This is a genomic window from Brachybacterium squillarum M-6-3, assembly GCF_000225825.1.
Taxonomy (GTDB): Bacteria; Actinomycetota; Actinomycetes; order Actinomycetales; family Dermabacteraceae; genus Brachybacterium; species Brachybacterium squillarum.
The window spans coordinates 80,105-102,193 of sequence record NZ_AGBX01000005.1 but is presented as its reverse complement, the minus strand read 5'-3'; the positions used below and the strand labels follow the sequence as shown (position 1 = coordinate 102,193).

Genomic DNA, 22,089 nt, shown 5'->3' with positions numbered 1-22,089 from the left:
CGTGCGGCGGGGCGCCGGTGCGCACGGCGGGTCGCCGGGGCGGGGTCGGGAAGCATCCGTCCATTATCGCCCCGCAGCCCCCCGCCACGGGGCCCTCCCGGGAACGAGGACCCCGGACGGTCAGAACAGGGTGATCGGATTGACGATGTCCGCGTAGAGCAGCAGCAGGGTCATGCCGATGAAGACGAGCGCGACGGCGTTGGTCACCGGCAGCATCCGGGAGATGTCCACCGGGCCCGGGTCGGGGCGTCCGCGCCAGCGGGCGATCCTCCGCCGCGCACCCTCCACGAGGGCACCGGCCACGTGCCCGCCGTCCAGGGGCAGCAGCGGCAGCAGATTGAAGACGAACAGGGCCATGTTCAGGGAGGCCAGCATCGAGATCAGGGTGCCGACCTTCTCCCGCAGCTCGAAGCCGGGCTGGTCGGCGGAGGCCACCTCCCCGGCCAGGCGGGACACGCCCACCACCCCGAGCGGCCCGTTCGGGTCGCGCTCCCCGCCGCCGAAGGCCGCGACCGCCACGTCGTACAGCCGCACCGGCAGGGTCACCACGATCTCGGCGGTGCGCACGAAGGCGGTGCCCACCAGTCCCGGCACCGCCGCCGGGGACTGCCGCACCAGGTCCGGGGTGCCGGCCACGCCGAGGAAGCCGACCTCCTGGGTGTGCAGGGTGCCGTCCTCGGCGTAGAGCACCTCGCCATCTTCGTCCAGCGCGGGACGCTCGTCGACGATGGGCGTGGCCTCCAGGGTGAGCATCTGCCCGTCGCGCTCGACGACCACCTCGACCGTACGGTCCCCGGCGCCGCGCACCGCAGTGGTGACGTCGTCCCAGGTGGAGATCTCCTGGCCGTCGATGCTGCGCAGCACGTCCCCGGGCAGGATGCCCGCCGCGTTCGCGGGGGCCTCCGGCTGTCCCTCGCAGGAGGTGCCCTCGGGGGCGTCCGCCGGCAGCACGCACTCGGAGACGGACTGCACGGTGGGGGTCACCGCGGGCAGGCCGATGCCGCAGGCCAGGATGCCCATCAGCACGGCGGAGATCAGCAGGTTCATCGTCGGTCCCCCGAGCATCACCACCAGCTTCTTCGGCACCGAGAGGGCAACGAAGGTGCGGTGGGAATCGGCCGGATCGTATTCTGCGGTCTCCGCCTCCTTGGCCTCCTCGGCCATCTGCTGGAAGAAGCCCGTGGAGTCCTCGCGGACGGTGCCGGCCGGCTCGCCGCGGTGCGGCGGGTACATGCCGATCATGCGGATGTAGCCACCCAGAGGGATCGCCTTGATGCCGTACTCGGTCTCCCCGCGGCGGCGGGAGAGGACCGTCGGCCCGAAGCCGATCATGTACTGGGTGACGCGCACCCCGAAGGCCTTGGCGGGCACCAGGTGCCCGATCTCGTGCAGGGCGATCGACAGCGCCAGCCCGAGGGCGACGACGAGGATGCCGAGCGCGAACAGCAGCACGCTCATCGGAGCGGCGCCCGCTCCTCGGCCCTGGTCATCGCAGGGATCACGGCACGGAGGCCATCACGTCCGCGACATGGTCGAGGTAGACGTCCACCACGGCCTCGCGGTAGCCGTCGGCTCCGCGGCGGCGGCGGAAGGCGGCCCGGCGCACGTCGTCGACGCTCATCGGCAGGCCCTCCGTGAAGTAGGCGACGAGCTGGTCGCACAGGGAGTCGACGTCGGACTTGTCGTAAGCAGGCTCCCCGGCGGCGGCCGGGGCGAAGCGCTCCCCGGCGGGACGCTCCAGGCGCTCCTTGAGCACGTCGGCGCGCTCGGTCAGCTCCGCCACCCAGGCCGACTCGCCCTTGGCGGCGATGGCGTCGTCCCGCGACTGCAGGGCAAAGGCATCGGAGAGGCGGTCCAGCGCCTCGTCGACGATGCGCATGTCGTAGCCGCCGCGCTCGGTGCCGAAGCTGGCGGTGGTGATGTCGGCGCCCTGGAAGTCGGCCTCCCGCCCCTCGTAGGCGGTGCGGGCGCGGGCCAGGAACTCATCGACCTCGTTCATGTCGTAGCCGACGCTGAAGCGGGAGACGCGCTCGAAGGAGTTGCTCACCAGGGGGTCCTTTCTGGCCCGGGAGGGCGGATTCGCTCCCCCACTCTAACGGGGCGGGCTGGCGCGGCCGTGCAGGCCACGCGGGTCAGGAGACGGCGCCGGCCACGGCCTCGACGCGCGCCACCCGGGCCTCGCGGTCCTCGCGGTGGGAGTCGGACTCGATGACCTCCGCGGCGAGCTGCCCGCAGGCGCCGTCGATGTCCGAGCCGCGGGTGTCGCGGATGGTGGCGGAGATGCCGTGGTCGCGCAGGGTCTGCACGAACTGCTTCTCCACCAGCGGGTCCGAGGCGGTCCACTTGGAGCCCTTGACGGGGTTCAGCGGGATCGGGTTCACGTGCACCCAGTGGGCGCCGCCGTGCTCGATCAGCCGCTCGGCCAGCAGGGCCGCCCGATGGGCCTGGTCGTTGATGTCCCGGATCAGGGCGTACTCGATGCTGACCCGGCGGCCGGTGGCCTCGAAGTACTCGTGGGCGGCATCGAGGATCTCGTCGACGTCGAAGCGGGTGTTGATCGGCACCAGCTCGTCGCGCAGGGCGTCGTCGGGGGCGTGCAGGCTCACCGCGAGGGTGACCGGGATCTGCTCCTTGACCAGCTTCCGCACCGCCGGGGCCAGGCCCACGGTGGAGACGGTGATGTGGCGGGCGCTCATGCCGAAACCCTCGGGGCCGGGGGCGTTCAGGCGCTTGCAGACGGTGGCGACGGGCCGGTAGTTGGCCAGCGGCTCCCCCATGCCCATGAACACGATGTTGGAGACGCGGCCGGTGCCGCCGGGCAGCTGGTCGGTGGCCAGCAGGTGGTTGGCGATGCGCACCTGCTCGAGGATCTCGGCGGTGGAGAGGTTGCGGGTCAGGCCCATCTGGCCGGTGGCGCAGAAGGGGCAGTTCATGCCGCAGCCGGCCTCGGAGGAGATGCACAGGGTGACGCGGTCGCTGTAGCGCATCAGCACCGACTCGACCATGGAGCCGTCGAAGAGCTGCCAGAGGAACTTCTGGGTGGCGCCGTGGTCGGCGGACTGCCGGGAGACGGGCGTCAGCAGCGTCGGGAAGAAGCGGTCCACCAGCTCCTGGCGGCGATCCTGCGGCAGGTCCGTGAGGTCGGCCGGGTCGGTGGTGTACCGCTCGAAGTAGTGCACGGAGAGCTGCTTGGCGCGGTAGCCGGGCAGTCCCATCTCGGTGACGGCCTCGATGCGCTCGGCCATGGTCAGGTCGGCCAGATGCGCCGGCGGCTTGCCGCGGCGGGTGGGACGCAGCTGCAGCTGGCCGGGCGCGAGCGCGATCTTCTCCCCGGGCACGGCCTCGCGGGAGAGGTCGGGGTTGCCGACGCGGGGCTGGGGCAGGGCGGTGACCGAGTCGGTTCCGCTCGCGGCGGGCGGGGTCTGGCTCATGGCAGCAGCACCTCCAGGAGGATGAATGTGGTGGGGGCGGCCAGCAGCATGGAGTCGATGCGGTCCAGGATGCCGCCGTGGCCGGGCAGCAGGTGGCCCATGTCCTTGATGCCGAGGTCGCGCTTGAGCAGGGACTCGCAGAAGTCGCCGCAGGTGGCGATGACGACGAGCACGACGCCGATGACGGCGCCGATCCACCAGGGCAGGTCCAGGGCGAGCACGGACAGCGCAACGGCGCTGCCCACGCCGAGCAGCAGGGAGCCGGCGAAGCCCTCCCAGCTCTTCTTGGGGCTGATCGACGGGGCCATCGGGTGGGCGCCGAACAGCACGCCGGTGATGTAGCCGCCGACGTCGTTGCCCACCGGCACCAGGATCGCGAGGAACACCAGCATCGGGCCGTTCTCGCGCTCCAGCAGCAGGATCGTGAAGCAGCCCAGGAAGGGCACCCAGGCCAGGGCGAACACGCCCCCGGCGACGTCGCGCAGGGCGGTCAGCCCCATCGACTCGGTCACCCGCCACAGGATCAGCACGCAGACCGCGGCGGCGGTGGCGATCAGCAGCCCGTCGGCGCCGAGCACCACGGTGGAGACCACCATCCCGACCACGCCGACCAGCAGCGGCACCGGCGGCACCCGCAGCCCGCCCTCGCCGAGCGCGCGGATCAGCTCGATCATGGCGAGCACGAAGGCGAGGGCCGCGAGCGCCGGGAAGGCCTGCGGCAGCAGGAACAGGGTGCCGACCAGCAGCGCGCCGAGGCCGAGGCCCACGGCGATCGCGGCCGGCAGGTTCCGTCCGGGTCCGCGGCGCTTCGGCTCCGCCGGGGGCGCCTCGTCCTCCGCGACCTCGGCGCCCGCCGCCTGCGACTGGGCGGTGTCCTCCTCGAGCAGCTCGTCGTCGGGCTCGCCGATGACCGCCCCGAAGCTGCTCGGGGCGGTCGGTCGACTGGAGGACGGCGTGCTCACGGCGCGAAGGCTCCTGGCGTGGGTGTCGGCGCGGGGCGGAGGATCAGACGGTGGTCAGCTCGGTCTCCTTGGCGGCCAGCGCCTCGTCGACCTGCTCGACGTGCTTCTTGGTGACGGCCTCGAGCTCCTTCTCGGCGCGCGCGCCCTCGTCCTCGCCGATCTCCTTGTCCTTGACCAGCTTCTCGATGGCCTTCTTGGCGTTGCCGCGGGTGCCGCGCACGGCCACCCGGCCGTCCTCGGCCTTGGTCTTGGCGAGCTTGACGTACTCGCGGCGGCGCTCCTCGGTCAGGGCCGGCAGCACGATGCGCAGGGTGTCGCCGTTGTTGGCGGGGTTCACGCCGAGGTCGGAGTCGCGCAGGGCGGTCTCGATGGCCCCCATCGCCGTCTTGTCGTAGGGGGTGACGATGACGGTGCGGGCCTCGGGGAACTGCAGGGAGGCGAGCTGGTTCAGCGGGGTGGGCGCGCCGTAGTACTCGACGGTGATGCCCTGGAACATGGCGGCGTTCGCGCGGCCGGTGCGGATCGCGGAGAACTCCTCCTTGGTCACGTCGATGGTCTTGGCCATCTTCGACTCGGCGTCCTTCAGGATGCCAGGGATGTCATCGCTCATGTCGCTGCTCCTCGCGAGGTTCTCGGGGTGTGGGGTCCATTGTCCCGCACGCGGGGCGGGACCGGGGTGCGCCGCGGGCCGGGCTTCGTCGGTCCGCGGCGCGCTGCGGGTGGAGGCGCTCAGCCGCCGGTGACGACGGTGCCGATGCGGTCGCCGACCATCGCGCGGGTGATGGCGCCCGGGTCGTCCAGGCCGAAGACCATCATCGGCTGGGCGTTGTCCATGCAGAGGCTGAAGGCGGTCGCGTCGACCACCTTGAGGCCGCGCTGCAGGGCGTCGTTGTAGGTGATGTGCTCGATCTTGGTGGCGTCGGGGTCCTTGCGGGGGTCCGCGGTGTAGACGCCGTCCACGCCGTTCTTGGCCATCAGCACCTCCTGGCAGCCGATCTCCAGCGCGCGCTGCACGGCGACGGTGTCGGTGGAGAAGTAGGGCATGCCGGCGCCGGCGCCGAAGATCACGACGCGGCCCTTCTCGAGGTGGCGCACGGCACGCAGCGGCAGGTACGGCTCGGCGACCTGGCCCATGGTGATGGCGGTCTGCACGCGGGTGGAGATGCCCTTCTGCTCCAGGAAGTCCTGCAGGGCCAGGCAGTTCATCACGGTGCCGAGCATGCCCATGTAGTCGGCGCGGCGGCGGTCCATGCCGCGCTGGGACAGCTCGGCGCCGCGGAAGAAGTTGCCGCCGCCGACGACGACGGCGCACTCGACGCCCTGGGTGACGCCCTCGGCGATCTCCCCGGCGATGCGGGAGACGATGTCGGGGTCCACGCCCACGGCGCCGCCGCCGAAGGCCTCGCCGGAGAGCTTGAGGAGGACGCGACGACCGTCCTCCTTCCTCGGCAGGACGGGGATCTGCGAGGTGATGGTCTGGGTCATGGGGGTCCTTCCAGGCGGCGGGCTCCCGGCCGATGATACCGACGCGGCCCCGCACCGATGGTGCGGGGCCGCGAGCTGGTGGCCACGCTCACGCGGGCCGGTCCGGCCGCCCGGGGGCGGCCGGCGGGATGTCAGTTGCCGACGCGGAACCGGACGAAACCGGTCACGGTGCCGCCGGCGGCCTCGATGACCTTGCCGACGGTCTGCTTCGGGTCCTTGGCGAACGCCTGGTCCAGCAGCACGTTCTCCTTGAAGAAGCCGTTGAGGCGGCCCTCGACGATCTTGGGCAGCGCCTTCTCGGGCTTGCCCTCGTTCTTCGCGGTCTCCTCGGCGATGCGACGCTCGTTCTCGACCGTCTCGGCGGGGACCTCGTCGCGGGTGAGGAAGGCCGGGGAGTAGGCGGCGATGTGCATCGCCACGTCCCGGGCCACCTCGGCGCCTGCGGCGTCGGAGGCGACGATCACGCCGACCTGCGGGGGCAGGTCCTTGTTGGTGCGGTGCATGTAGGAGGTGACGACCTCGCCGGTGACGCGGCCGATGCGACGCACCTCGATCTTCTCGCCCATGGTGGCGCCGGCGGTGGTCAGCGCCTCGCCGAAGGGGGTCTCGGCGAGCTGCGCGGGCTCGGTGGCGCCGGACTCGACGGCCGCGGCCACGGCCTCGTCGCCCAGGGCGACGAACCTGTCGTTCTTGGCCACGAAGTCGGTCTCGCAGTTGATCTCGACGAGGGTGCCGGTCTGGCCGCCCTCGGCGTCGCGCACGTCGACGGCCACGAGGCCCTCGGAGGCGTCGCGGGACTCGCGCTTGGCGATGCCCTTGAGGCCCTTGACGCGGATCAGCTCGACGGCCTTGGCCTTGTCGCCGTCGGCCTCGTCGAGCGCCTTCTTGACGTCGAGCATGCCCGCGCCGGTGGTCTCGCGGATCTCCTTGATGTCGGCTGCCGTGTAGTTAGCCATGGTCCTCTTCCTGATGGAGGGGGTGAATGAGGGGCGGGCGCGCAGGCGCCCGGGTGGGGTCGGGGGCGGGATCGCCGCCCCCGACCCGGGGGATCACTCGGCGGCCGGGGCCTCGGTGGACTCGGCGGCGGGGGTCTCCTCGGCGGGGGCCTCGGTGGACTCGGCGGCCACCGACTCCTCGGCCGGGGCGTCCTGCTGCTGGGTCTCGGACTGCTCGAGCAGCTCGCGCTCCCACTCGGCCAGGGGCTCCGCGTCGACGGCGGAGACGTTCTTCTCCCCGCCCTCGGACTTGGCGTAGCGCTCCTGCAGCCCGGCGGCCACGGCATCGGCGATGACGCGGGTCAGCAGGGTGACGGAGCGGATCGCGTCGTCGTTGCCCGGGATCGGGTAGGCGACCTCGTCGGGATCGCAGTTGGTGTCCAGGATCGCGACGATCGGGATGTTCAGCTTCTGCGCCTCGTCGACGGCGAGGTGCTCCTTGTTGGTGTCCACGATCCAGACGGCGCTGGGGGCCTTGCCCATGTCGCGGATGCCGCCGAGGGTCTTCTCGAGCTTGTCCTTCTCGCGGCGCATCATCAGCAGCTCCTTCTTGGTGCGGCCGGAGGAGGCCACATCGTCGAAGTCGATCTGCTCGAGCTCCTTGAGGCGGTTCACGCGCGCGGAGACGGTCTGCAGGTTGGTGAGCATGCCGCCCAGCCAGCGGTGGGTCACGTAGGGCATGCCCACGCGGGTGGCCTGCTCCTGGATCGACTCCTGGGCCTGCTTCTTGGTGCCGACGAACAGCAGGGTGCCGCCGTGGGCGACGGTCTGCTTGACGAAGTCGTAGGCCTTGTCGATGTACGACAGGGTCTGCATGAGGTCGACGATGTAGATGCCGTTGCGCTCGGTGAAGATGAAGCGGCGCATCTTGGGGTTCCAGCGACGGGTCTGGTGCCCGAAGTGGACGCCGCTCTCGAGGAGCTGGCGCATGGTGACGACTGCCATGATCGTTCCTTCTCTGGCCCTGGGCTCGCACGACGCGCCCCGCGGGGCGTCCGTGGTCCTCGCGCAGGACCTGCTTTCTCGGTTGTCCCCCGCCACCGGTCGGTGCGAGGCCTGGTGCCCGGGATCGCAGGCCGCCCCGGATCCTCGCGGCGGGCCGGAGCTCGCTGCGGGGCGGACGGGGACCGTCGGCCGGCGGGCCCTGGTGGGCACGCGAAGTCATCTGCCGGGCACGGAGCACAGGGATGCAGTGGGATACACAGCGAAACCACGACTGCGGACCCAGCGGATGCTGTTGCCAGTCTATCCGACGCCCCGACACGGGAGCGCGCGTGATGCGTCACCCCGGCCCGGCGCATCGGGGTCGGTCGGGTACCCGTCGAGGGGCTTCCCTCGCGGGGCGCGGGTCCTCCCCAACGGCCCATGGTCCCCCGTTCGCCAGCCGGGCTGGCCGGGTGGGCTCCGGCGGTCTGCGATGGAGGGATGGATGCCCTCTCGCCACGATCCGTCCGCTCCTTCTCACCCGCCGTCACCCACCCACCGTCCGCGCGCGCGGTCGTGGTTGTCGCAGCAGCCGTCCCCCGGCCATCAGTGCCGGTTGCGCGCACCCGGAAGGGCCCGCACGATCCCCCGACGCGCGGCCGGGGACTCCCCCGGATCGTCGCAGCCGCGTCCGCCCTGGCTCTGGGACTGCTGCTCGCGATGGCGTCGGGCGGCGCCGAGGGGCCGCGCTGGCGGTGGCCCGTGGCGGGGCCGCCCCCGGTGGCGGCGCCCTTCGAGGCGCCGGAGCACCGCTATGCGGCGGGGCATCGGGGCCTGGACCTGGGGCCGGTGGAGGCGGGGACGGAGGTGCGGGCCGTCGAGGCGGGCACGGTGCGCTTCGCGGGGACGGTGGCGGGGCGGGGCACGGTCTCGGTGGTCCACGCGGACGGGCTGCTGTCCACCTATGAGTCGGTGGACGCTGCCGTGGCGGAGGGCGACCGGGTGGAGACCGGGGACCTGCTGGGCACCGTCGCCGACGCGGCAGGGGCCTCGCACTGCGCGCCGGAGCTGTGCCTGCACCTGGGGGCGCGTCGCGGCCATGACTACCTGGACCCGGCGCTGCTGCTGGGGCTGTGGGGGCCGAGCGTGCTGCTTCCCTGGGAGGGCGATCGGGGCACCGGTCCCCCGCTGACGGCGGCGGTACCGGCAGGAGCGTCGAGCGCCGCGCGGCTCAGGCGCGGGGGTGCGCCTGCTCGACGGTGCGGCGGAGGCGCTCGGCGCTGACGTGCGTGTAGATCTGCGTGGTCGCGAGTGAGGAGTGCCCGAGGAAGTCCTGGACGCTGCGCAGGTCGGCGCCGCCCTCGACGAGATGGGTGGCGGCGCTGTGGCGCAGGGTGTGCGGGGAGACGTGGCGGGCGATGCCGGCGTCCCGGGCCCAGCGGTCCACGATGTCCCGCACGGCGCGATCACCGAGGCGGCGGCCGCGCACCCCGAGGAACAGGGCGTCCCCCGGAGCCGCGCCGGCGACGGCGGCGAGGACGGGGCGCCCCTGCTGCTCCCAGTCGTCGAGGGCGGCGACGGCGGGTCGGCCGACGGGGACGACCCGCTCCTTCGCGCCCTTGCCGAGCACGCGGACGGTGGCCTCGGCGCGGTCGATGCCGTCCCGGTCCAGTGCCACCAGCTCGGAGACCCGCAGCCCGGAGGAGTAGAGCAGCTCGAGCACCGCGGCGTCCCGCAGGCGCACGGCCTGCGCCTGCGGGTCCGCGCTCTCCTTCGTACCCGGAGCGGTGGCGGCTGATGGGTCGGCGGTGTCGGCGGGAGGTGGCTGGCGATGCGCGTCCAAGAGGTCGCCGGCCTGGGCGGTGCTGAGCACGGTGGGCAGGTGGCGTCCGCGGCGCGGCGCGCGCAGGCGGCCGCCGACGTCGTGCGGGATGCGACCGGTGGTGGCGAGCCAGGTGACGAAGGTGCGCGCGGCGGCGGCCGAGCGGGCCAGGGTGGGCGCGGCTGCGCCGGTCTCCGCGCGCGCCGACAGCCAGGAGCGCAGTGCCGCCACGTCCACCTCGGTGACCTCGATCCGCTCGGCCGCGCGCAGGTGGGTCAGGAGGTCGGCGGCCTCACGGCGATAGGCGCGCAGGGTGTGCTCGGAGCGTCCGCGCTCGAGACGCAGATGGTCGACAAAGGCGTCCAGCAGCGCGGCGTCCTCACGCGGCCTGTCCCTCTCCTCGCTCATGCCCCCATCATCGCGCACCGCCGAAGGGCGTCATCATCGACGGGCCCGACGCACCCGCTCCCCGACGGTCTCGACCAGACCGAGCAGGGACAGCCGGGCCACGGCCGCCTCGACCCGGGCGGGGTCGATGCCCGTCTCCCGCGCCAGGTGGGCGGGGCTCGCGGTGGAGCGGGGCGGCACCGCGTCCAGCACCCGTCGGTCCGCGGGCTCCAGCAGGTCCAGCTCGTCCTGCACGGGAGGCTCCTCCCCCGGCGCGATGCCGGACATCAGCTCGAGCGCCTCGGGCAGGTCGGTGACCAGCACCGCACCGCGCTCCCGCACCAGCCGGTGACAGCCGGCGCTGGCCGCGGAGGACACCGGGCCGGGCACCGCCCCCACCGGGCGGGACAGCTCATCGGCGTGCCGGGCCGTGTTCAACGCCCCCGAGCGCCAGTTCGCCTCCACCACCACGACCGCGCCGGACAGGGCCGCGATCAGACGGTTGCGAGCCAGGAAGCGCCAGCGGGTGGGGGCGGTGCCCGGCGGTGCCTCCCCCACCAGCAGGTGCCGGTCCCGGATCTCCCGCAGCAGCGTGGTGTTGCCGCGGGGGTAGAGCCGGTCCAGGCCCCCGGCGAGGACGGCCACCGTCGCGCCCTCCTCGGGGGCGAGGGCCCCGCGATGGGCGGCGGCGTCGATGCCGTAGGCGCCGCCGGAGACGACGGTGCCACCGCGGGCGGCCAGCCCGGCGGCGAGGGAGGTGGCGGTGTCCTCGCCGTAGGGGGTGCTGGCGCGCGAGCCGACCAGCGCGAGGGTCGGCGGATCGACGAGCGCTCCGAGGTGGCCGGGGCCGCTGAGCCAGAGGCAGTGCGGAGCGCTCTCCTGCAGGTCGTCGAGGCGCGGAGGCCATTCCTCCTCGCCGGGCACCACGGTGCGGATGCCCCGCTCGGCCGCGTCAGCCAGGACCGCGGCGACGTCCAGGCCCTCGGCGCGGCGGCGCCAGCGTTCCAGGGCCAGGCGGGAGCGTTCGGCGGGCTCCGGGGAGGCGGCTTCGGTGGCGTCCCGGGGCAGGGTGTCGCCGATGGCGCGGGCGAGGTCGGTGGCGGTGGCGCGGCGTACCAGGGCGAGGGCCTCGGCCGCGCCGAGCAGGCGGCAGGTGTGCAGGGCCATCGCGTCGGAGGGCTCGGCCAGCAGGGACCAGGTGACCCGGGCGCGGTGCTCCGGCGACGCGGCCGCGCCGAGGGGTCGGTGCGCAGTGGTCATGGGCGGTCTCCTTCACGGAGGGTGAGGGCTTCCCCGATGTGCTCGGCGGTGGGCCGCTCGTGCCCGTCGAGGTCGGCGATCGTCCAGGCCAGGCGCAGCACCCGGTCGTGTCCGCGCAGGGTGAGGCGCCCGGTCTCCACGGCCCGGTCCAGCAGTCGACGGTCCCCGGCCTCGGGGGCGAACTCGCCGCGCAGGCTCGGCCCGGGCAGCTGCGCGTTCAGGGCCCAGGAGCGACCGGCGAAGCGTCGCCGCTGCCGGTCCCGGGCCGTCGCGACCCGTGCGGCGATCGCGGCGCTCGTCTCCCCCGTGGCGCCGCCGACCGCGTGCACGTCCACCGCGGGCACCTCGATGCGCATGTCGATGCGGTCCTTCACCGGGCCGGAGAGCCGTGCGAGGTAGCGCCGACGCTGCAGCGGGGTGCAGGTGCAGTCGGTGCCCTTGCCGACCGCCATCCCGCAGGGGCACGGGTTGGCGGCGAGCACCAGCTGGAAGCGGGCCGGGTAGCGGGCGACGCCGCGGGCACGGTGCAGGGTGATGTCGCCGGTCTCCAGGGGTTCGCGCAGCGCCTCCAGCACCCGGGCGGGGAATTCGGGGGCCTCATCGAGGAAGAGCACCCCGGCGTGGGCGCGGGAGATCGCGCCGGGCCCGGCGATGCCCGCCCCGCCGCCGACCACCGCCGCGGGGGTGGCGCTGTGATGGGGACTCTCGAAGGGAGGGCGACGGCGCAGGCCCCGGGCGGCGTCGAAGTGTCCGGCCACGGAGTGGATCGCGGAGACCGTGAGGGCGTCCTCCAGCTCGAGCCCCGGCAGGATCCCGGGCAGGCGGGAGGCGATCATCGTCTTGCCCGAGCCGGGCGGGCCGACCATCAGCAGGTGGTGTCCGCCCGCGGCGGCGACCTCGGCCGCGCGGCGTGCCTGCCGCTGCCCGATCACGTCGGCGAAATCGGGACCGTCCGGGCCCGGGGTGTCCTCGCTCGGGTCGTCATCGACCGGCGGCGGGGCCAGGGCGGCGGGGCCGGAGCCACCCGCGGGGACGTCCGCGCCGAAGCGGTGCAGCAGCTCCCCCAGGTCCTCGGCGGCGTCCGCCTCCAGTCCCTCCACCAGGCGGGCCTCGGCGAGGTTCGCGGCGGGCACCACGGCGCGGGCGATGCCCTGGGCTCGGGCGGCGATCAGGGCCGGGAGGACCCCGGGCACCGGCCGCAGGCGTCCGTCCAGGCCCAGCTCCCCCAGCAGAAGTGTCGAGTCCAGTCCGCCGCCCGGGCCGGCACCGGGCAGGGCGCCCTGGGCGGCGAGGACCGCCAGGGCGATGGCGAGGTCGAATCCGGTGCCGTGCTTGGGCCGCCAGGCCGGGATCAGGTTCACCGTGAGTCGTCGCGGGGCGAGCGCGCAGCCGACGTGCGCGGCGGCGGCCCGCACCCGTTCCCGTGCCTGCAGCGTCGAGGAGTCCGGCAGCCCCACCAGGTGGAAGGCGGGCAGGCCGGGAGCGACGTCGGCCTCGACCTCCACCAGGGTGCCTTCCAGGCCGGTGAGGGACATCGACAGGGTGCGGGCGTGGCCCATCTCAGCCCACCGCCCGCAGATGCTCCACGGTGCAGGTGTCGTCCCCATGGGCGTGCACGGCGATCACGTCGATCCGCACGTCCCGGTGCGGCGTGGAGTGCTCCATCAGGTAGCGGCCCACGAGCTGCCGCAGCCGGGCGAGCTTGCGCGGGGTGACGGCGGCCTGCGGCACCCCGGTGACGTAGCTGCGACGGGTCTTCACCTCGAGGAAGACGAGGGTCTCGCCGTCCAGCGCCACCACGTCGATCTCGCCGGAGCGGCCCAGGCGCAGGTTGCGGGCGACGATCTGCCAGCCCAGGGCGCGCAGCCGGTGCGCGGCGAGCGTCTCCCCCATCCGGCCGAGCTCCCCGCTGGTCATCCGCCGCACGGGACGGGGCAGCTCCGGGGCGTCGTCGGGAGCCGGGGGCGGGGGCCGTCGTCGGGAGCCGGGAGCCGGGGGCGAAGCGGTCGCGGGGGCGAGGGGCGGATCGGAGGAGAGACGAGGATCGGAGGCGGGGGCGGTGTCCATGCCCCCAGCCTTCGGGCCCGCGCGCTGCGTGGCGAGGCCTTGCACGATTCTGGGGACACCCCACCAATGGGGAGGACCAGCGGGTGGCTACGATCCCCGCATGGAAATCCCCGAGACCCGAGCTCCCGGACCCTGCAACGTCGAGGAAGCCCTCACGCAGCTTCCCGGCCCCTGGCAACCGCACCGCCTGGCGAGCCTGAACGATCACGAGGTGAAGGTGGTGTCGCTGCCGGGCGAGTTCGTCTGGCACACGCATCCCGGGACCGATGAGCTGTTCCACGTGATCCAGGGCGAGGTGACGATCCAGCGGCGCGACGGGAACGTGGTGCCGGGCCCGCAGGAGGTCTTCGTGGTCCCCCGCGGCGTGGAACACTGCCCGGTCCCGACCGAGGGTGCCCAGGCGATCCCCATCGAGCGCGCCGGGGCGATCAACACCGGTGACGCCGGAGGCGATCTCACGTCCCCACTGCGCGAGCTCCCGTGATGCCCGCGGCGCGCTGCCCGGGCGTCAGGGCAGGGAGATGTCCGGCTTGGAGAGTTCCTCGACGTTGACGTCCTTGAACGTCACCACCCGCACGGAGCGCACGAAGCGGTTGGAGCGGTAGATGTCCCACACCCACACGTCGGCCAGCCGCAGCTCGTAGAACACCTCGCCGCCGGCGGAGCGCACCTGCAGGTCCACCTGGTTGGCCAGGTAGAAGCGGCGCTCGGTCTCGACGACATAGGTGAACAGGCTGACCACGTCGCGGTACTCCCGGAAGAGCTGCAGCTCGAGGTCGGACTCGTAGTTCTCGAGATCCTGGCTGTTCACCGACGCTCCTCACCCACGGGGTTCTGCTGTCCCGCCGTCGGCGGGGGATCCCACCGTACTCCCCCGCGGCCGGGAGCCGGCCGGGAACCGAGCCTCCAGCTGCGGCGGTGTCGCCCGTGCGGTCCGAGCCGGTCGATGGCCTCGCGGTGCGCCGCGGAGCCGTAGCCCTTGTTGCCCGCCCAGCCGAACTCGGGCGCCTCGGCGTCCAGCTCCACCATGTGCGCGTCGCGGGCGACCTTGGCGAGCACGCTGGCGGCGGCCACACTCGCGCAGTCGCGGTCCGCGCCCACCCGCAGGCTCACCCGCGGCACCATGCCGCCGCGGGCGGCCAGGGCCGGGGTCAGCACGTCGGTGTTGCCGTCCAGCAGGATCGCGTCGGGGGTGATGCCGAGCCCGTCCAGGCCGCGCAGGGCGGCCAGGGTGAGGGCGGGGACGATGCCCTCGGCGTCGATCTCCTCGGCCGTGGCCCAGCTGACGGCGCTGGCGATGGCGGCCTCTCGGATCGGCTCGACCAGGGCCTCGCGACGGCGGGCGCTGAGGGCCTTGGAGTCGCGCACGCCCTCGGGCAGCGACCCGGCGATGCCGTCGCTGACGAGGACGGCGCAGGCACCCATCGCGACGGGGCCGGCAAGCGCGCCGCGGCCCACCTCGTCGATGCCGACGACCAGGCGCGGCCCGGGGCCGCAGGCGGCGGCGAGCTCCTGCTCCACCTCCAGGGTGGGGAGGACGGGGCTCACTCGGAGGCGGGGACGTCGGCGAAGGCCTCGCGGCCGCTGCCCAGGCCCGACCAGCGGTCGGCGGGCCAGAAGATCACCACGGCCCGGCCGGTGACGTCGTCCATCGGCACGAAGCCGTCCTCGCCCTGGGACTCGTGGTATGCCGAGTCCGCGGAGGAGTAGCGGTTGTCGCCCATCACCCAGACGCTGTCCTCGGGCACGGTGACGTCGAAGGCCACCTGGCAGGCCGGGGTCTCCGGGTTGATGTAGGGCTCCTCGAGCTCCACCCCGTTCACCGTCAGCGTCCCGCCCTGCTCCTCGCAGACGACGTGGTCGCCGGGCAGCCCGATCAGACGCTTGACCAGGTGGTCCTGGGAGGGATCGGGGGCCAGCCCCACGGCGGAGAGGATCATCATCAGCCGCACCCGCGGGGTGGGGTCCTCGGTGGCGTCGCCGGGGATCCAGTCGGCGGGGTCCTCGAAGACGATCACGTCGCCCCGTTCGAGGTCGAACACGCCCGGGCTGAGCTTGGAGACGAGGATCTTGTCGTCGTTCAGCAGCGTCGGGTTCATCGACGCGGAGGGGATGTAGAAGGGCTGGATCAGGAAGGTCTTCACCAGGACGGCGATCAGCAGGGCGATCACCATGGTCACCACGGTGTCCAGCCACAACGGCATGCGCCGGCGCGCGGAATGGCTGTGGCCGTGGCGCGCGGTCTGCTCGCCGGAGGCTCCGCCGTCGGGCGCGGCCGTCTCGGCGCGGGGGCTGGGTTCGGGCTCGTTCATCGCGGCGATCCTAGCCCCGAACGGGGTACGGGGCTCTCAGGACGCCCCGGCGATCGGGCCGCGACGCGAGGCAGGCCACACCACCTCGTGGACCTCCCCCACCACGTGCTCGACGCGGATCATGCCGCCGCCGGGCGCACCCAGCAGGTTGCGCGAATCGGTCGAGTCGTCGCGGTTGTCGCCGAGCACGAACATGCGGCCCTCGGGCACCTCCAGGTCGAAGGTCACCTCGCTGGGCGCGGTGCCCTCGGGCAGGTAGGTCTCGTCGAGCACCTCGCCGTTGACGGTGATCGCCCCGGCGTCGGTGCAGCAGGTGACCCGGTCGCCGCCGACGGCGATCACCCGCTTGACCCAGTAGCGGCCCCCGGCGGAGCCGTCCTGTCCCAGGGAGTCGGAGCCGTCGAACACCACCACGGCGCCTCGCTCGGCGGTGCCGCGGGTGGAGCGGTCGGCGAGGATCACGTCCCCCACCTGCAGGGTCGGCGCCATCGAGGAGGAGGGGACCCGGAAGGGCTGGGCCACCAGGTGGCGCACCAGCCCGGCGGCGACCAGCAGCAGGACGACGCAGACGGCGGCGACCACCAGGGTGTGGGGTCGCCGCCGTCCGTCGGAGGCAGGGGCGGGCGCCGGGGTGCTCACGGGGTGATCCGCAGTGTCCGGGCGCCGCCGTGCGCGCTCAGGAGTGTTCGCGCTTCTCCTTGATGCGGGCCTTCTTGCCGGTGAGGCCGCGCAGGTAGTACAGCTTCGCGCGGCGCACCTCGCCGCGGGAGAGGATCTCGAACTTCTCGATCGAGGGGGCGTGCAGCGGGAACACGCGCTCCACGCCGACACCGAAGGACACCTTGCGCACGCGGACGGTCTCGCCGATGCCGTGGCCCTGACGGCCGATGACGTAGCCCTGGAAGACCTGGACGCGGGAGCGGTTGCCCTCGACGACCTTCACGTGGACCTTGACGTTGTCGCCGGCGCGCAGGGCCGGGACGTCCTCGCGCAGCGAGGCCTTGTCGAGCTCATCGAGCTTCTGCATGATGTGTCTCCTGCCCTCCGCCTCAGGTCGGACGGCGTCGTTCGCGGGGCGCCCCGTCGGGGTGCCCGTGGTGAACCAACGATCCGGCGGGCGGGGACCGGGGTCCCGCTCCCGTGCCGGTGTGCTGGGCCTCTGGCGGCGACTCCCATCGCCACGGATCTGCCCGGCCGTCTGTCGCGTCCCTCCCCTGAGGCAGAGGGGCGCACGGCGTGCACAAGGGGCCATTGTGCCAGGCGGTGCACCGCCCGGCAAGCCTCGCGGACGGTGGGAGCGCAGGTCAGCGCCGGATCGACCTGTCGAGTGCGTCACCCCGGGGGTGCTCAGCCCTCGGTCGGCGCGGGGCCCAGCAGGTCGGGACGGCGCTCGGCCGTGCGCTCGAGGGAGCGTTCCCGGCGCCAGGCCGCGATCTTCGCGTGGTCGCCGGACAGCAGGATCGGCGGCACCTCGCGGAGGGTCCCGGCCGGGTCCGTCCAGGCGGCGGGCCGGGTGTACAGCGGGTACTCCAACAGGCCCTCGGCGTGGGACTCCTCGCGCAGGCTCTCCGCGTTGCCGACGACGCCCGGCACCAGGCGCACCACGGCCTCGGTGATGGCGAGCACGGCGACCTCACCGCCGTTGAGGACGTAGTCGCCCAGCGAGGCGAGCGCCACCTCGTAGCCCTCGGCGTCCAGGTGCTCGTAGACCCGCTCGTCGATGCCCTCGTAGCGGCCGCAGGCGAAGACGATCCACTCCCGCTCCGACCAGGCCTGGGCGGTGGCCTGGGCGAAGGGCGCCCCGGCGGGGTTCGGGAAGACGACCAACGGCTGCGCCTGCTCCCCCATCTCGGCCCGGCCCGCGGCGCGGACGGCCGCGAAGGCCTCCGCCCACGGCTCGGGCTTCATCACCATGCCGGCGCCGCCGCCCAGCGGGCTGTCGTCCACGGTGCGGTGGCGGTCGTGGGTCCAGTCGCGCAGGTCGTGGACGTGCAGGTCGACCAGGCCCTGACGGCGGGCCTTGCCCAGCAGGCTCAGCTCGAGCGGCGCCAGGTACTCGGGGAAGATGGTGAGGACGTCGATCCGCACGGGATCAGCCCTGCTCGACGGGTGCGTCGGCGGGGCCGTCGGTCTCCCCGTCGGCCTCGGGCAGCTCCTCGAACAGGCCGCCGGGCGGGTCGGCGGTGACGACCCCGGCCTCGAGGTCGACCTGGGGCACCAGCTGCTCGACCAGCGGGAGCTGCACGCGCGAGCCGTCGGCGGTGCGCACGACCAGCAGGTCCTGCGCCGGGTAGTGCTGGACGGTCTGCACGGTGCCGAGCTCCCGGCCGGCGGTGTCGACCACGCGCAGACCGCGCAGCTGCGAGGGGTACCAGGCGTCGGGGTCCTCCTCGGCCTCGGTCTCCTCGTCGACCTCGACGGCCAGATCCGTCTCCCGCAGGGCCTCGGCGGCGGTGCGGTCGGGCACCTCGGCGAAGCGGGCGTACCAGCGGTCCTGCTGGACGCGGGTGCCGGTGAGGGTGAGGCGGCGACCGCCGGGGAGCTCGAAGACGGTGCCCTCGAGCAGGCGCTCCTCGGGCTGGTCGGTGCGCAGGCGGAGGGCGACCTCGCCGCGCAGTCCGTGGGCGCGGCCGATGGTCGCGACGATGACCTCACGGGTGCTCATGGTTGTCCTCCGTGCTGCTGGGGGCTTCTCGGGCGGGGCCGGGCCCCGGGACGACGAGAGCGGCACTGCCGTGCAGTGCCGCTCTCGACGGTGATGCGATGGGGCTGCTCAGCGCCGATCGACGTCCACGATGTCCACGCGCACGTCCTCGTCGGAGATCGCCGCGGTGACCGTGCGCAGGGCGCGGGCGGTGCGACCGGAGCGGCCGATCACCCGGCCGAGGTCGGCGGGGTCGACCCGGACCTCGAGCAGCGGGCCACGACGGGTGGACTTCTCGGCCACGCGGACGTCGTCGGGGTTGTCGACGATGCCGCGGACCAGGTGGTCGAGGGCCTCGGCGCGGGCGCTCATCTCAGGCCTCGTCGGTGGCGGCGTCGGCGTCCTCGGTGGTCTCGCCCTCGGCGGGAGCCTCCTCGGAGCCGGCCTCGACCTCGGCGGTCTCGGAGTCGGAGGACTCCTTGGCCTTCTGCGCACCCTCGCGGGAGGCGGCGGCGGCCTTGTCGGCCTCGGCGATGAGGTCCTCGGCGGAGGTCTTGGCCTCGGCGGACTTCAGGGAGCCCTCGGAGCCCTTCTCGCCCTTGAAGGTCTGCCAGTCACCGGTCACCTTGAGCAGCGCGGCGACCTGCTCGGTGGGCTGCGCGCCCACGCCGAGCCAGTACTGCGCACGGTCGGAGGTGACCTCGATCAGCGAGGGCTCCTCGGTGGGGTGGTACTTGCCGATCTCCTCGATCACGGCGCCGTCGCGCTTCTTGCGCGAGTCGGCCACGACGATGCGGTAGTACGGTGCACGGATCTTGCCCATGCGCTTCAGACGGATCTTGACGGCCACGGTCGTGGACTCTCCTTCAGGATGTTCGGGTGAGCCCCGCCGCTGCCTGTGGGGTGATGCGGGCGCTGACGGTGCTCGGGGTGCCGTACCTGGACGGGTAGAGGGCCGGTCCGGGCACATACAGGAAGCGATTATGCCAGGCCGTGGCCCCGGGGTTCCACCGGCAGGCATGTGCGGCGGGGCACAGCTCCGGGTCCTTGCGGTGCGGCCTCAGCCGGCGAGGGTCGAGATCAGCTGCTGCACCCCGAGCACCAGGAACAGCACCGCCACCAGGGCCAGCACCACGTTCGCCGGCCAGTGGTTGCGCCAGCGCTCGGGCACGTGCCGCGAGTTCAGCAGGAACAGCAGGGTCAGCGCCAGGAACGGCATGAAGAACGCCCCGAGCACGCCGTAGGCGATGATCACCTGCACCGGCCGCCCGAGCAGCAGCAGGAGCATCGGCGGGAAGGTCAGCCACAGCACGTACCAGCGGTAGTAGCGTCCGCCGATGTGCCGGTCGGGATGGTCCTCGGGCAGGCGGCGCAGGTGGCCGAAGAAGTCGGCGAACATCACCGGGACGCCGTTCCACACGCCCAGCACCGAGGAGAACGACGAGGCCCAGAAGCCCAGCAGGAACACCCAGCTCATCACGGTGCCATAGCGGTCGGCGAGGACCGCGGCGAGGTCGAGCAGGCCCTGGTCGCCGTCCTCGATGGCGATGCCGGCGGAGTACAGCAGCTCCGCGCCGACGATCAGCATCGAGATCACGAAGACCCCGGAGATCACGTAGGCCATCGCGTTGTCGATGCGCATCACCCGCATCCAGCGAGGGCTGGACCAGCCCTTCTCGCTCAGCCAGTAGCCATAGGCGGCCAGGGTGATGGTGCCGCCCACGCCGCCGGCGATGCTGAGGGCGTAGACGAGACCGCCCTCGGGGATGCGCGGGACCAGGCCGCCGAGGATCTGGCCCAGGTGCGGCACGGTCACCGCGGCCGCCCCGACGACGGTCACGAACATGACGCCGACCAGCACGGCGATGATCTTCTCCAGCCCCTTGTAGCGGCCGGTCCACACCAGGGCGGCACCGATCAGGCCGGAGAGCACGGCGTAGGCGAGGAAGGGGATGTCCTGCACGACGGCGAGGTCGCGCAGGCCGGGAAGCTGCGGCACCAGGGTGGCCAGCGGCAGCGCGGAGGCGGACATGGCGGTCGCGCCGTACACGAAGCCCCACACGACGATGTAGGGGCCGAAGTACCAGGAGGTCCACCGGCCCAGCCGCCGCCAGCCCTCGAAGACGGAGTGCCCGGTGGCCAGCGTCCAGCGGCCCGCGCCCTCGACGAGCACGATCTTGATCAGCACACCCGCGACGGCCGCCCAGAGCAGGGCGTAGCCGAAGCGGGAGCCGGCGACCAGGGTCGCGACCAGGTCGCCGGCGCCGATGCCGGTCGCGGCGACGACCAGGCCGGGGCCGATGAGCTTCCAGCGGGGCGGGGCGTCGGATGCCGTGGCGGGGGCGGTCGAGGTGGACGGCGCGTCCCGCTCCGGTCCGCCCGGGGTCTCGGAGGCGTTGCCGCGCCCGGCGTCGGGGCGGTCCGGGCCGTGGTCGGGGGTGCGGGGGCTCTGCGCTGCGTCCTCGGAGTGCATGCCCCGCACGCTATCGCCTCGCCGGGTGCGCGCCGTGGTCGTGCACAGCCCGATGCCCCGCCGCGGTGGTGGCGGGGCCGTCGATGCCGGGCTCAGCCCACGCGGCGTCCGGCGAGCAGGATCAGTTCCGGCTCCCGCAGGGCGCGATGGTCCTCGCGCGGATCGGTGGGGAGCACCAGCAGGTCGGCGGGGGCGCCGTCCTCGAGGGCGGGGACGCCGAGGAACCGACGGGGGCCCCAGCTGGCCGCCTCGAGGATCGCGATGGGGCTGAGGCCCGCGGCGGCGAGCTCGTCGAGCTCCTGGTGGACGATGCCGTGGCCGAGCACTCCCCCGGCGTCGGTGCCCACCAGCAGGGGGACCCCGGCGTCGTGGGCATCACGGGTGCGGCGGTAGCGATCCGCGCGCAGCCTCCGCATGTGCGCGGCATAGCGGGGGAACTTCCGCTCACCCTGGGCGGCGTAGGCCTCGAACTCGCCGACGTTGACCAAGGTCGTCACCACGGGGATACCGGCCGCGGCGGTGGCGCGGATGGTCTCGTCGGTGAGGCCGGTGGCGTGCTCGAGGCAGTCGAACCCGGCCGCGAGCACCAGCGGCAGGGTCTCCTCGTCGAACGTGTGGGTGGTGATGCGGGCCCCGGCGGCGTGGGCGGCCTCCGCGGCGGCGTCGAAGTCGGCGCCGGACCAGGTGGGGGTGAGGTCCCCGGCGTCACGGTCGATCCAGTCCCCCACGAGCTTCACCCAGCCGTCGCCCCGACGCGCCTGGGCGGTGACGGTCGCGGCGAGGTCGCCCGGCTCGACCTCCTCGGCGTAGCCGATCAGGTAGCGGCGGCTGCGGGCCACGTGCCGCCCGCAGCGGATCAGCCGCGGCAGGTCGGCCTCGGCCTGCAGCGGCGCGGTGTCGGTGATGGAGCCGGCGTCGCGGATCAGCAGCACCCCGGTGTCGCGGTCGGTGCGTGCCTGGGCCCGGGCGACGTCGAGGCTGGTGCCGGTGCCCTCGTCGCTGATCCCGATGTGGCAGTGCAGGTCCGCGAGGCCGGGCACCGCGAAACCGTCGATGCTCGTGACCTCGGTGCCCGCCGGCAGCTCGGGCCGCTCGTGCAGGATCCTGCCGTCGACCACCCACGCCTCGGCCAGCTCCTCCCCCGGACCCGTGAGGACCGGCCCCCGCAGGTGCCACACCGGGCCGTCGACCCCGGCGGCCGCAGCACCTGCCGCGCCGGCTGCCGCATCCCTCCGGTACGAGGGCGTCTCTCCGGCCTCCGGCCACCTCACCACCGCGTCATCGCTCATCCCGCCACCCTACCGAGCCTCCTCCGCCCCGGGTGGGG

25 protein-coding genes are annotated in these 22,089 nt (G+C 73.5%); 2 read left to right on the top strand and 23 right to left on the bottom strand.

Going from position 1 to position 22,089, the window contains the following annotated elements:
- Positions 1-120: 120 nt before the first annotated feature.
- From OM98_RS07485 to rpsB, 8 genes are all read right to left on the bottom strand, one after another.
- Positions 121-1,458: a M50 family metallopeptidase gene (locus tag OM98_RS07485; protein WP_010533985.1), complete on the bottom strand. Its 1,338-nt coding sequence runs from the start codon at positions 1,456-1,458 to the stop codon at positions 121-123.
- A 40-nt stretch (positions 1,459-1,498) separates the two neighbouring features.
- On the bottom strand, positions 1,499-2,047 hold the full coding sequence (locus OM98_RS07480; RefSeq protein ID WP_010533984.1) for a hypothetical protein: 549 nt from the start codon (positions 2,045-2,047) through the stop codon (positions 1,499-1,501).
- Between the two features lie 85 nt (positions 2,048-2,132).
- On the bottom strand, positions 2,133-3,431 hold the full coding sequence (rlmN, locus tag OM98_RS07475) for a dual-specificity RNA methyltransferase RlmN (protein WP_010533983.1): 1,299 nt from the start codon (positions 3,429-3,431) through the stop codon (positions 2,133-2,135).
- Positions 3,428-4,393 carry a phosphatidate cytidylyltransferase gene (locus OM98_RS07470; protein WP_010533982.1) on the bottom strand — a complete coding sequence of 322 codons (966 nt, stop codon included), beginning with the start codon at positions 4,391-4,393 and terminating at the stop codon, positions 3,428-3,430. Before OM98_RS07470 ends, rlmN begins: the two co-directional genes overlap by 4 nt.
- A 43-nt stretch (positions 4,394-4,436) precedes the next feature.
- On the bottom strand, positions 4,437-5,003 hold the full coding sequence (gene frr / locus OM98_RS07465; RefSeq protein WP_010533981.1) for a ribosome recycling factor: 567 nt from the start codon (positions 5,001-5,003) through the stop codon (positions 4,437-4,439).
- Positions 5,004-5,122: 119 nt separating this feature from the next.
- On the bottom strand, positions 5,123-5,878 hold the full coding sequence (gene pyrH, locus OM98_RS07460) for a UMP kinase (RefSeq protein ID WP_010533980.1): 756 nt from the start codon (positions 5,876-5,878) through the stop codon (positions 5,123-5,125).
- A 131-nt stretch (positions 5,879-6,009) separates the two neighbouring features.
- Complete coding sequence (gene tsf / locus OM98_RS07455) at positions 6,010-6,834, bottom strand: translation elongation factor Ts (RefSeq protein WP_010533979.1); 825 nt, start codon at positions 6,832-6,834, stop codon at positions 6,010-6,012.
- Positions 6,835-6,927: 93 nt separating this feature from the next.
- The gene (rpsB, locus tag OM98_RS07450) at positions 6,928-7,818 is read right to left on the bottom strand and encodes a 30S ribosomal protein S2 (RefSeq protein ID WP_010533978.1); all 891 of its coding nucleotides are present in this window, start codon (positions 7,816-7,818) and stop codon (positions 6,928-6,930) included.
- Positions 7,819-8,559: 741 nt separating this feature from the next.
- On the opposite strand from rpsB, the gene OM98_RS07445 reads away from it, so the two are divergent.
- The gene (locus OM98_RS07445; RefSeq protein WP_245528749.1) at positions 8,560-9,081 is read left to right on the top strand and encodes a M23 family metallopeptidase; all 522 of its coding nucleotides are present in this window, start codon (positions 8,560-8,562) and stop codon (positions 9,079-9,081) included.
- On the opposite strand, the gene OM98_RS07440 is transcribed toward OM98_RS07445, so the two are convergent.
- The 4 genes from OM98_RS07440 to OM98_RS07425 are packed head-to-tail and all read right to left on the bottom strand — an operon-like array spanning position 9,029 to position 13,333.
- Positions 9,029-10,027, bottom strand: coding sequence for a tyrosine recombinase XerC (locus tag OM98_RS07440; RefSeq protein ID WP_010533976.1), 999 nt, complete (start codon positions 10,025-10,027; stop codon positions 9,029-9,031). The genes OM98_RS07445 and OM98_RS07440 overlap by 53 nt on opposite strands.
- Positions 10,028-10,060: 33 nt before the next feature.
- Positions 10,061-11,266: a DNA-processing protein DprA gene (gene dprA / locus OM98_RS07435; RefSeq protein WP_010533975.1), complete on the bottom strand. Its 1,206-nt coding sequence runs from the start codon at positions 11,264-11,266 to the stop codon at positions 10,061-10,063.
- Positions 11,263-12,825 (bottom strand): YifB family Mg chelatase-like AAA ATPase, encoded by a 1,563-nt coding sequence (locus OM98_RS07430; protein WP_010533974.1) that lies wholly within the window; start codon positions 12,823-12,825, stop codon positions 11,263-11,265. The genes dprA and OM98_RS07430 overlap by 4 nt, the downstream gene beginning before the upstream one ends.
- 1 nt (position 12,826) lies before the next feature.
- Positions 12,827-13,333, bottom strand: a complete 507-nt coding sequence (locus tag OM98_RS07425) for a YraN family protein (RefSeq protein ID WP_010533973.1) — start codon at positions 13,331-13,333, stop codon at positions 12,827-12,829.
- 100 nt (positions 13,334-13,433) lie between these two features.
- On the opposite strand from OM98_RS07425, the gene OM98_RS07420 reads away from it, so the two are divergent.
- On the top strand, positions 13,434-13,817 hold the full coding sequence (locus tag OM98_RS07420; RefSeq protein ID WP_010533972.1) for a cupin domain-containing protein: 384 nt from the start codon (positions 13,434-13,436) through the stop codon (positions 13,815-13,817).
- 24 nt (positions 13,818-13,841) lie between these two features.
- Here the strand turns inward: OM98_RS07420 and OM98_RS07415 are convergent, their stop codons facing one another.
- The 11 genes from OM98_RS07415 to OM98_RS07365 all read right to left on the bottom strand — a co-directional run bounded on the left by OM98_RS07415 (position 13,842) and on the right by OM98_RS07365 (position 22,051).
- A complete protein-coding gene (locus OM98_RS07415) occupies positions 13,842-14,144 on the bottom strand; it encodes a DUF2469 domain-containing protein (protein ID WP_010533971.1) in 303 nt (100 codons plus the stop codon).
- Positions 14,141-14,881, bottom strand: coding sequence for a ribonuclease HII (locus OM98_RS07410; protein ID WP_010533970.1), 741 nt, complete (start codon positions 14,879-14,881; stop codon positions 14,141-14,143). Before OM98_RS07410 ends, OM98_RS07415 begins: the two co-directional genes overlap by 4 nt.
- Entirely contained in the window at positions 14,878-15,645 is a 768-nt protein-coding gene (gene lepB / locus OM98_RS07405) for a signal peptidase I (RefSeq protein ID WP_010533969.1), read from the bottom strand. The genes OM98_RS07410 and lepB (OM98_RS07405) overlap by 4 nt, the downstream gene beginning before the upstream one ends.
- A 36-nt stretch (positions 15,646-15,681) precedes the next feature.
- Complete coding sequence (gene lepB, locus OM98_RS07400; protein ID WP_010533968.1) at positions 15,682-16,284, bottom strand: signal peptidase I; 603 nt, start codon at positions 16,282-16,284, stop codon at positions 15,682-15,684.
- A gap of 37 nt (positions 16,285-16,321) precedes the next feature.
- On the bottom strand, positions 16,322-16,672 hold the full coding sequence (gene rplS / locus OM98_RS07395; RefSeq protein ID WP_010533967.1) for a 50S ribosomal protein L19: 351 nt from the start codon (positions 16,670-16,672) through the stop codon (positions 16,322-16,324).
- Positions 16,673-16,992: 320 nt separating this feature from the next.
- The gene (gene trmD, locus OM98_RS07390) at positions 16,993-17,733 is read right to left on the bottom strand and encodes a tRNA (guanosine(37)-N1)-methyltransferase TrmD (protein ID WP_010533966.1); all 741 of its coding nucleotides are present in this window, start codon (positions 17,731-17,733) and stop codon (positions 16,993-16,995) included.
- 4 nt (positions 17,734-17,737) lie between these two features.
- Positions 17,738-18,310, bottom strand: a complete 573-nt coding sequence (gene rimM / locus OM98_RS07385; protein ID WP_010533965.1) for a ribosome maturation factor RimM — start codon at positions 18,308-18,310, stop codon at positions 17,738-17,740.
- A 108-nt stretch (positions 18,311-18,418) separates the two neighbouring features.
- The gene (locus OM98_RS07380; RefSeq protein ID WP_010533964.1) at positions 18,419-18,661 is read right to left on the bottom strand and encodes an RNA-binding protein; all 243 of its coding nucleotides are present in this window, start codon (positions 18,659-18,661) and stop codon (positions 18,419-18,421) included.
- Position 18,662: 1 nt separating this feature from the next.
- Complete coding sequence (gene rpsP / locus OM98_RS07375) at positions 18,663-19,139, bottom strand: 30S ribosomal protein S16 (RefSeq protein ID WP_010533963.1); 477 nt, start codon at positions 19,137-19,139, stop codon at positions 18,663-18,665.
- A gap of 210 nt (positions 19,140-19,349) precedes the next feature.
- Positions 19,350-20,762: an Nramp family divalent metal transporter gene (locus OM98_RS07370; RefSeq protein WP_010533962.1), complete on the bottom strand. Its 1,413-nt coding sequence runs from the start codon at positions 20,760-20,762 to the stop codon at positions 19,350-19,352.
- A gap of 92 nt (positions 20,763-20,854) precedes the next feature.
- Positions 20,855-22,051 carry an amidohydrolase family protein gene (locus tag OM98_RS07365; protein ID WP_083837735.1) on the bottom strand — a complete coding sequence of 399 codons (1,197 nt, stop codon included), beginning with the start codon at positions 22,049-22,051 and terminating at the stop codon, positions 20,855-20,857.
- Between the last annotated feature and the right edge of the window lie 38 nt (positions 22,052-22,089).

Coding starts and splice junctions, on each gene's coding strand:
- rlmN (WP_010533983.1), bottom strand. CDS start 3,431: ATGAGCCAGACCCCGCCCGCCGCGAGCGGAACCGACTCGGTCACCGCC.
- rplS (WP_010533967.1), bottom strand. CDS start 16,672: ATGCAGAAGCTCGATGAGCTCGACAAGGCCTCGCTGCGCGAGGACGTC.
- rpsB (WP_010533978.1), bottom strand. CDS start 7,818: ATGGCAGTCGTCACCATGCGCCAGCTCCTCGAGAGCGGCGTCCACTTC.
- OM98_RS07380 (WP_010533964.1), bottom strand. CDS start 18,661: ATGAGCGCCCGCGCCGAGGCCCTCGACCACCTGGTCCGCGGCATCGTC.
- tsf (WP_010533979.1), bottom strand. CDS start 6,834: ATGGCTAACTACACGGCAGCCGACATCAAGGAGATCCGCGAGACCACC.
- frr (WP_010533981.1), bottom strand. CDS start 5,003: ATGAGCGATGACATCCCTGGCATCCTGAAGGACGCCGAGTCGAAGATG.
- dprA (WP_010533975.1), bottom strand. CDS start 11,266: ATGACCACTGCGCACCGACCCCTCGGCGCGGCCGCGTCGCCGGAGCAC.
- OM98_RS07485 (WP_010533985.1), bottom strand. CDS start 1,458: ATGAGCGTGCTGCTGTTCGCGCTCGGCATCCTCGTCGTCGCCCTCGGG.
- OM98_RS07370 (WP_010533962.1), bottom strand. CDS start 20,762: ATGCACTCCGAGGACGCAGCGCAGAGCCCCCGCACCCCCGACCACGGC.
- OM98_RS07365 (WP_083837735.1), bottom strand. CDS start 22,051: ATGAGCGATGACGCGGTGGTGAGGTGGCCGGAGGCCGGAGAGACGCCC.
- pyrH (WP_010533980.1), bottom strand. CDS start 5,878: ATGACCCAGACCATCACCTCGCAGATCCCCGTCCTGCCGAGGAAGGAG.
- OM98_RS07425 (WP_010533973.1), bottom strand. CDS start 13,333: ATGGACACCGCCCCCGCCTCCGATCCTCGTCTCTCCTCCGATCCGCCC.
- OM98_RS07420 (WP_010533972.1), top strand. CDS start 13,434: ATGGAAATCCCCGAGACCCGAGCTCCCGGACCCTGCAACGTCGAGGAA.
- OM98_RS07440 (WP_010533976.1), bottom strand. CDS start 10,027: ATGAGCGAGGAGAGGGACAGGCCGCGTGAGGACGCCGCGCTGCTGGAC.
- OM98_RS07430 (WP_010533974.1), bottom strand. CDS start 12,825: ATGGGCCACGCCCGCACCCTGTCGATGTCCCTCACCGGCCTGGAAGGC.
- lepB (WP_010533969.1), bottom strand. CDS start 15,645: ATGAACGAGCCCGAACCCAGCCCCCGCGCCGAGACGGCCGCGCCCGAC.
- rimM (WP_010533965.1), bottom strand. CDS start 18,310: ATGAGCACCCGTGAGGTCATCGTCGCGACCATCGGCCGCGCCCACGGA.